Here is a 7,276-nt window from a genome sequence, read left to right as displayed (position 1 = left end):
TGGAGCGCGACGCGGATCCGCGCGCACTGCAGAGGGGTCTCGCAGGCGTGCGCCCCCACGGCGAGCGCCGCGGGACGTGCCTGCGCCGGCAGCGCCTCACGGAGGAGGGCGGCCAGCCAGTGTGCGGCGGCGACCGGGTCGTGGGGCCGCCAGCCGCTGCTGGCGCGCACATGGTCGACCACGACGTGGTCGCCCGCGAGCGCGCGCAGATGCGTCTTGGTGCCGCCCACGTCGACGCCGACCACGAGGGGGCTCGAAGGGAGGGAGTCCTGCACGGATCCTCTTTCGTCGTTGCGCTTGACGTGCTGCGACGGCGGGCGAACCGTGACCGAGGGAACAGGCATGAAGGAACGGGAAGCCCCGGGACGGGCCTCTGACGAAGCACGGCAGGCGAGTACCGTGAAGTTCGTTAGGAAGTTAACTAACGAAGTACAGTGCGTCAAGAGGAATCGCGCACTCGACCACCGTGCGGCCCGCCGGGCCCGCACGGGGCGGGAACGCGCGCCGTCGGTGCATCCCATCGCCGCAGCCCGCCGGGACGATCTCGTCCGGCGCGCGCGGCCCTGTACCCGTGTGGGGGAAACTGTGGAACTCGACGTGGTGGAAGCCCCCCGCCTGACCGAGAGCGCCAGCGCCGTGTTCGCCGTGCTCGCCCAGGCGGGCAGCGCGACCCGGCCGCAGCTCGCGAGCCTGGCGGGACTGTCCAAACCGACGGTGTCCTCCGCCGTCGCCGAGCTCGAGGCCGCCCGGCTCGCCGCGCACTCGGGGACCGCCTCCAGCGGCACCGGCCGCTCCGCCGCCGTCTACTGCCTCGGCCCGGCCGCGGGCGCGGTGCTGGCCGTCGATCTCGGCCCGGCGGTCACCCGGGTCAGGGGGTGCGCCCTGGACGGCACGCTGCTCGCCGAGGCCACCGCCTCCCGCAGGGACGCCGCCGACGCCGTGCGCGAGGCGCTGGACGCGCTGCCCGGCGAAGGGCCGCTGCGCTCCATCGTGGTCGCCGTCGGCGATGTGGCCGCGCGGGACCGGCTGGGCAGCGGCATGCGCCCCGCGACCGCCAAGGCGGGACCCGTCTTCGACGCCATGGCGGTCGCCCTGCCCGCGGGCGTGCCCGTCCAGCTGGAGAACAACGTCAACTGCGCGGCGCTCGCGGAACTCCACGAGGGAGCCGCCCGGGGCCGGCACACCTTCGGCTATCTGCGCATCGGCGTCGGCATCGGTCTCGGCATCGTGGTCGGCGGACAGGTGCTGCGCGGCTCGAACGGGGCCGCCGGCGAGCTCGCCCGCCTGCCCTACCCCTGGGAGGACGGCCGCGAGCCGCGCCGGGAGGCCCTGGAGGAGTACATCGGCGCCCGCTCCCTGCTGCGCCGGGCCAAAGAGGCCTGGCGGGCCGCGGACGGGCCCTGTCCGCGCACCACCGAGCGGCTCTTCGCCCTCGCCGGGGCCGGCACGGCGACGGCCGGCGAGATCGTCGGCCGGCACGCCGCGGACGTGGGCCGGCTCGCCGCCGCGGTGACCGCCGTACTGGACCCCGGACTGATCGTGCTCGGCGGCAGCACCGGTGCGGATCCGCAGCTCCTGCCCGGTGTGCGGGCCGAGCTGGCACGGCTGAGCTGGCCCACCGAGGTGGTCAGCAGCACGGTCGGCGATTCCGGCACCGTCGCGGGCGCCGCACGGCTCGCGGTCGCCCGGGGAGTCCAAACCGTGACCGATGCGGCGCGGGCCAAGGATTGACGGCCCGCGACTCGGTCTGCCAATGTCCGGACAAGCGCTTTCTAAGTCGGCCGGGACGCCGGCTTGGGGTGAGCGTCCCGGCCGTACTCGACGTACGGCAGCCGCACGAGGGCGTGCTTGTGCGACGACGGCCCTCATGGCCGGGGACCCCACCCGTCTAGGCGACGCGGCCGGGCGAGGCCGTGACCCCGGAAAGCGAATCCTCCTGCAAACTGCACCCGTGCCGCCTCGTTCGGCGCCGTGCTCCGTCCCCTACGACGAAAAGGGATCGAAGATGACCAGTGTGGGTGTGCGGCGCTCCCGCCGACTCGGCCGTGGCGGCATACGCCGGATGGTTCCCCTGGCTGCCGTGGCCACGGCAGGCGCCCTGTTGCTCTCCGCCTGCGGGTCGGACGGCAGCTCGGGCGGGACCTCCAAGTCCCTGACGTTCTGGATCTCCACCGTTCCGGGGCAGGACGCGGGCTGGAAGAAGCTGGTGGCCCAGTACAAGAAGGACGAGGGCGTCGACGTCAAGCTCGTCAACATCCCCTACGACGGGTACACGACGAAGCTGAAGAACGCCGCGCAGGCGAACTCCCTGCCCGACGTGGCGGCCGTGCCGTCGCTGGACCCGATCTGGTCAAGCAAGCTGATCGACCTCAAGTCCATCGCCGAGAACAAGACCAACAAGATCAACGCGAACTTCATCGCCAAGGACGACTCCGGGAAGGTGCTGGCGATCCCCTCGGACGTCACCGCGTCCGGCATGTACATCAACAAGACGCTGTTCGAGAGGGCCGGGGTCGCGTTCCCGACCTCCCCCGACAAGACCTGGACCTGGACCGACTTCATCAAGGCGGCGAACACCGTCCGCGAGAAGACCAAGGCCAAGTACTCGCTGACCTTCGACCAGTCGCCGTCCCGGCTGCGCGCCATGGTGTACGAGATGGGCGGCAAGTACGTCCACGCGGACGACTCCGGCAAGTTCTCGGCGGACGAGGCGACCAAGAAGGCCGTGAACACCTTCGTCGGCTGGAACGACGACAAGACCATGCCGAAGTCGGTGTGGACCAGCGGCGCCGACCCGTCGGCGATGTTCCAGAGCGGTGACGTGGTCGCCTACTGGTCCGGCGTGTGGCAGGTCGCCTCCTTCGCCGAGAGCATCAAGAAGTTCGAGTGGGCGAGCGTCCCGACTCCCGCCGAGCCGGTGCAGGCCTCCGACGTCAACGCAGGCGGCATGATGGTCGGCTTCAACAACAACGGTGACGCGGCCAAGGCCACGACCAAGTTCATGTCCTGGCTGTACGAGCCGGACCACTACCGTGTGCTGTGCGAGACGTCCGGCTTCCTGCCGGTCGAGAGCGGACTGAACCCGAAGTACCCCTTCACCTCGGAGGCGGCGCAGGCGGCGTTCAAGCTGTACAACGAGGAGATCCCGCTCTACGCCCCGATCTCCGGCTACTTCAACAACGCACAGACGGCCTGGGTGCTGAAGGGCAAGAGCATCACCGAGGACCCGACCAAGACGGAACTCGGCAAGGCGATCAACGGTCAGCAGTCGGCCGACAAGGCCCTGGAGAACATCGTGGCCGGCTACAACCAGCAGGTCGGCACCGGATCGTAGGCCACAGGGCCGGGCGGCGGGTCCTGAACCCCCGCCGCCCGGCCCTGGTCGCCCACGTGATGCCGGGCTCATGGCGTGAGCCCACGAAGATCCCTTCCACCAGCACGGAGTCAGGAAGATGACCAAACACGCCCCGGACGTGTCCGTGAGCCCGCCCAGGAGACGACGCAGCCGCTACGTCCTCGCGCCGCTCGTCCTCATCGCGGCCAATGTCGTGCTCTTCTCGCTGTTCTTCGTCTGGCCGGCGGTGATCGGGTTCGTCTACTCCTTCACGAACTACACGGGTGTGGGCGCGTTCCAGTTCGTGGGGCTGGACAACTACCACAACCTGGTCGGGGACTCCACGTTCTACGACGCGCTGACCCGGACGCTGCTGTACGCGGTGCTCTTCGTCCCGCTGAACTTCGCGCTCTCGCTGCTCGCCGCCAACCTGGTCGTGAACAAGCACGCCAAGGGCGCGTCCGTGGCCCGCGTGATCTTCTTCATCCCGTGGCTGCTGTCGCCCATCGTGGTGGGCGTCCTGTGGCGGTGGCTGTTCGGCGAGAACTTCGGACTGGTCAACTACGTCATCGAGCAGCTCGGCGGAAGCGCCGTCCCGTGGCAGTCGAACGCCGACCTGTCGCTGATCGTGGTGGTGATGGCGGCGTCCTGGGCCTGGACGGGCTTCTCGATGCTGCTGTTCATCGCGGCGATCAAGAACGTGCCGGTGTCGTACTACGAGGCGGCCGCGCTCGACGGCGCCGGGCCGTGGCGGCAGTTCATCAGCATCACGCTGCCGAGCATCGCGCCCACCTCGTTCATCGTGATCCTGCTCAACACGATCAACGCGATGAAGGAGTACCCGGTGTTCGTCGCCCTCAACAACGGCGGACCCGGCACCTCGAACAACCTGCTCGTCCAGTACATCTACGAGACCGGCTTCAAGCGGGGCCAGATCGGCTACGCGAGCGCCGCGTCGTTCGTGCTCATGCTCATCCTGATGGCCGTCGCGATCATCCAGCTGATCGTCAACCGACGGGTGGAGAACCGATGACAACCACAGACATCCCGCGCCCGGTCGACTCCGGTTCCGGACGGGCCGTCTCCAAGAAGCGCTCCCGCGGCACGGGCAGCGGCGGACTGCGGCAGGCGGTGTCCGCGACGACACTGCTGTGGATCCTGGCGTGCCTGTACGGGCTGCCGGTGCTGTGGTTCGTCCTCAGCTCCTTCAAGCCGGCCAGCGACCTGTTCTCCTATCCGCTGACGCTGGTGCCGCACGACCCCACCCTGTCGGGTTTCAAGGCGGCCTGGGACAGCGCCAACTTCTCCCAGTACTTCATCAACACGGCCATCGTGTGCGTGATCACGACGATCCTCACGGTGGGCGTCAGCTGCTGCACGGGATACGCGCTCGCCAAGTACGACAACCGATGGCTCAAGGCGTTCTTCATCTGCATCCTGGCCACCACGATGCTGCCGGGCGAGGTCATGCTCGCCCCCGAGTTCCTGGTCGTCCGCAACCTCGGGCTCTACAACTCCTTCGCCGGCATCATCCTCCCGGCCGTGCTCACCGCGACCGGATGCTTCATGTTCCGTCAGTTCTTCCTGACGGTGCCCGACGAACTCGTGGAAGCCGCACGCATCGACGGCGCGCGCGAGCTGTCGATCTTCCTGCGGATCATGGTGCCGGTCTCCCGGCCCATCATGCTGACCCTGGCCATCCTGTCCTTCCAGTGGCGGTGGAACGACTACATCTGGCCGCTGCTGATGCTCAACGACCCGAACAAGTTCACCGTGCAGATCGGCATCCAGAGCATCGTCGGCGCGCAGAACATCAACTGGTCGGTCCTGCTCGGCGCCTCGGTCATCTCCATGATCCCCCTGATCCTCGTCTTCCTCGTCTTCCAGCGCTACGTCATGGGCGCCGACATCAACGCCGGACTGAAGGACTGACCGTGCCCACCCAGCTCGACCACGACTTCGTCCGTGCGGTCGCCCACGCCGCCGACCGGACGGCCGTCCCGCTGGCCGACCGCCCCGACGAGGACCCCGCCGGGGCGCCCCACCGCGCCCTGGCACACCGGGTGAAGACCCTGATCGCGGCGTACCGTTCCCCGGACTCGGCCCTGCACGGCAGCAGCAGGGCCGTCGCCGCGGCGACGACCCACCTGCGCGCGCTGCTGGCCGTGCAGACGTCCACCGGCCTCTTCGCCGGCGGCGACAACGTGCAGTCACCGCCGGACTCCGCCTTCACCGTCAACGACGTGTGCGACGCGCACGTCCTCGCCGCCGGCGCGGGACCCGAACTGGGCGAGGTCACGGCCGCGCTCGCCGAGATCGCCGGCGCCGCCTCCGGCAGCCTCCTGACCGGCGGGATCCACACCCCGAACCACCGCTGGGAGCTGTCCGCGGCCCTGGCCCGGCTGCACCGCTCGTTCCCCGACCACCGGCTGCTGGACCGCGTCGAGCAATGGCTCGCCGAAGGCGTCGACATCGACGCGGAGGGCCTGTACTCGGAACGCAGCGCCAACTACGCGGCCCACGTCTCCAACCCCTCGCTGCTGCTGCTGGCCGGCGTCCTCGGCCGCGCCGACCTGCTGGACGCCGTCGAACGCAACCTCACCGCCACCCTGGACCTCATCAGGCCGGACGGCACGGTGGAGACCGTCCACTCGCGACGGCAGGACCAGCACCACCCGTTCCCGTTGGCGCCCTATCTGCCCCACTACCGGCTGCTCGCGGTCCGCACCGGCCGCGGCGACTTCGCCCGCGCGGCGCGACTGGCGGCCGCCGGCGGGATCGACGACCCCGACCTGCTCGCCGAGACCCTCCTCACCCCGGACCTGTGCCTCGCACTGCCCGCGCCGACCGCGGAGACACTGCCCCGCGACCGGTACGTCAGCACCGCGCGCCTGGCCAGCCGCGCCTCGGCCGCCGCGCACACGGTGGTGTACGGCGGCTCCGACGTGCCGGCACACCGGCGCATCCGCTCGGGCCTCGCCTGCAATCCCACCTTCCTGCGGCTGTTCGCCGGTGACGCCGTGCTCGACGCGGTCCGTCTCTCGCGGGGGTTCTTCGACCTGGGCCCGTTCCGCGCCGCCGACATGGAGCAGCTCTCCGGCAGCCGTTACCGGCTCACCGAGACCCTCACCGCCGCCTACTACCAGCCGCTCGCCAAGGACCTGCGGCGCGACGACGGCGCCTACCGGCTGGCGGACGAGGGCCGCTTCTCGGCCGCCATGTCCTTCGCGGACCGGCCCCGGGACGAGGTCTCGCACACCACCCGGGTCGAGGTGGAGCTGCGGGAGGACGGCGCCGACCTGCGGATCGACATCAGCGGGCCGCCGACGCCCTGGGCGCTGGAGCTGACGTTCCGGACCGGTGGCGTGACGGAGGGCGCCGAGCCGATCGGCGACGGACGCGGGTGCCTGACGACCGGCCCGGTGACCTACCGGGTCGGCGACGACGAGATCCGGGTCGAGGTCGACGTCGAGGCAGGCGAACCGCTCGCCGGGCCGGACCGAGACGACGTGCTGCGATACGACCCGGGCCAGGACCACACCGTGGTCGGCGGCACCGACGCGACGACGGGGAACCGCGTCTACCTCGGCGGACTCGGCCCGCACACCCTGACCGTCGCCCTGCGCGCCGGCCGGTCCGCACCGGCGGTATGACGGGGCGTCCGCGCCGCCGTCCCGGCGTGTGCGGCGCTCCCGGCGAGCCGGCGCAGGCCCGCGCGTGACAGGAGACTGACGCAGGCCGTCAGACGGGCAGCCCGAGCAGTCCCCAGCCGCGTCGCGCCGCCTCGTCGACCGCCACCGCCCACTCGCGCAGCAGCACCGTGAACGCGTCGAAGTCCGCGATCCACCCGCCGGGGCGCGCCGAGTGCCGGTCGTACACCGGGCGCAGCCCCTCCAGCAGGGGCCGCTACGAGTTCCACAGCACCACCGGGTCCTACGCACC

The 7,276-nt window shown here is 70.6% G+C and carries 6 protein-coding genes and 1 pseudogene; 5 read left to right on the top strand and 2 right to left on the bottom strand.

What is annotated here, in order from left to right; translation table 11 throughout:
* Positions 1 to 275: pseudogene (locus ABT300_RS39295) on the bottom strand (ATPase); the annotation flags it as partial.
* Between the two features lie 322 nt (positions 276 to 597).
* Between ABT300_RS39295 and ABT300_RS39290 the strand changes: the two are divergent.
* The 5 genes from ABT300_RS39290 to ABT300_RS39270 all read left to right on the top strand — a co-directional run bounded on the left by ABT300_RS39290 (position 598) and on the right by ABT300_RS39270 (position 6,987).
* Positions 598 to 1,731, top strand: coding sequence for an ROK family protein (locus ABT300_RS39290; RefSeq protein ID WP_502978087.1), 1,134 nt, complete (start codon positions 598 to 600; stop codon positions 1,729 to 1,731).
* A 274-nt stretch (positions 1,732 to 2,005) separates the two neighbouring features.
* Positions 2,006 to 3,334 carry an extracellular solute-binding protein gene (locus tag ABT300_RS39285; protein WP_351686552.1) on the top strand — a complete coding sequence of 443 codons (1,329 nt, stop codon included), beginning with the start codon at positions 2,006 to 2,008 and terminating at the stop codon, positions 3,332 to 3,334.
* 118 nt (positions 3,335 to 3,452) lie between these two features.
* A complete protein-coding gene (locus tag ABT300_RS39280) occupies positions 3,453 to 4,367 on the top strand; it encodes a carbohydrate ABC transporter permease (protein WP_351686549.1) in 915 nt (304 codons plus the stop codon).
* Entirely contained in the window at positions 4,364 to 5,266 is a 903-nt protein-coding gene (locus tag ABT300_RS39275) for a carbohydrate ABC transporter permease (protein ID WP_351686546.1), read from the top strand. The genes ABT300_RS39280 and ABT300_RS39275 overlap by 4 nt, the downstream gene beginning before the upstream one ends.
* 2 nt (positions 5,267 to 5,268) lie before the next feature.
* Positions 5,269 to 6,987 (top strand): hypothetical protein, encoded by a 1,719-nt coding sequence (locus ABT300_RS39270; protein WP_351686543.1) that lies wholly within the window; start codon positions 5,269 to 5,271, stop codon positions 6,985 to 6,987.
* Between the two features lie 88 nt (positions 6,988 to 7,075).
* On the opposite strand, the gene ABT300_RS39265 is transcribed toward ABT300_RS39270, so the two are convergent.
* The gene (locus tag ABT300_RS39265) at positions 7,076 to 7,213 is read right to left on the bottom strand and encodes a hypothetical protein (protein WP_351686540.1); all 138 of its coding nucleotides are present in this window, start codon (positions 7,211 to 7,213) and stop codon (positions 7,076 to 7,078) included.
* Positions 7,214 to 7,276 lie beyond the last annotated feature (63 nt).

It is taken from the genome of Streptomyces sp. NPDC001027 (genome assembly GCF_040299045.1).
Taxonomy (GTDB): domain Bacteria; phylum Actinomycetota; class Actinomycetes; order Streptomycetales; family Streptomycetaceae; genus Streptomyces.
This window is presented reverse-complemented; position numbering and strand designations above follow the sequence as displayed.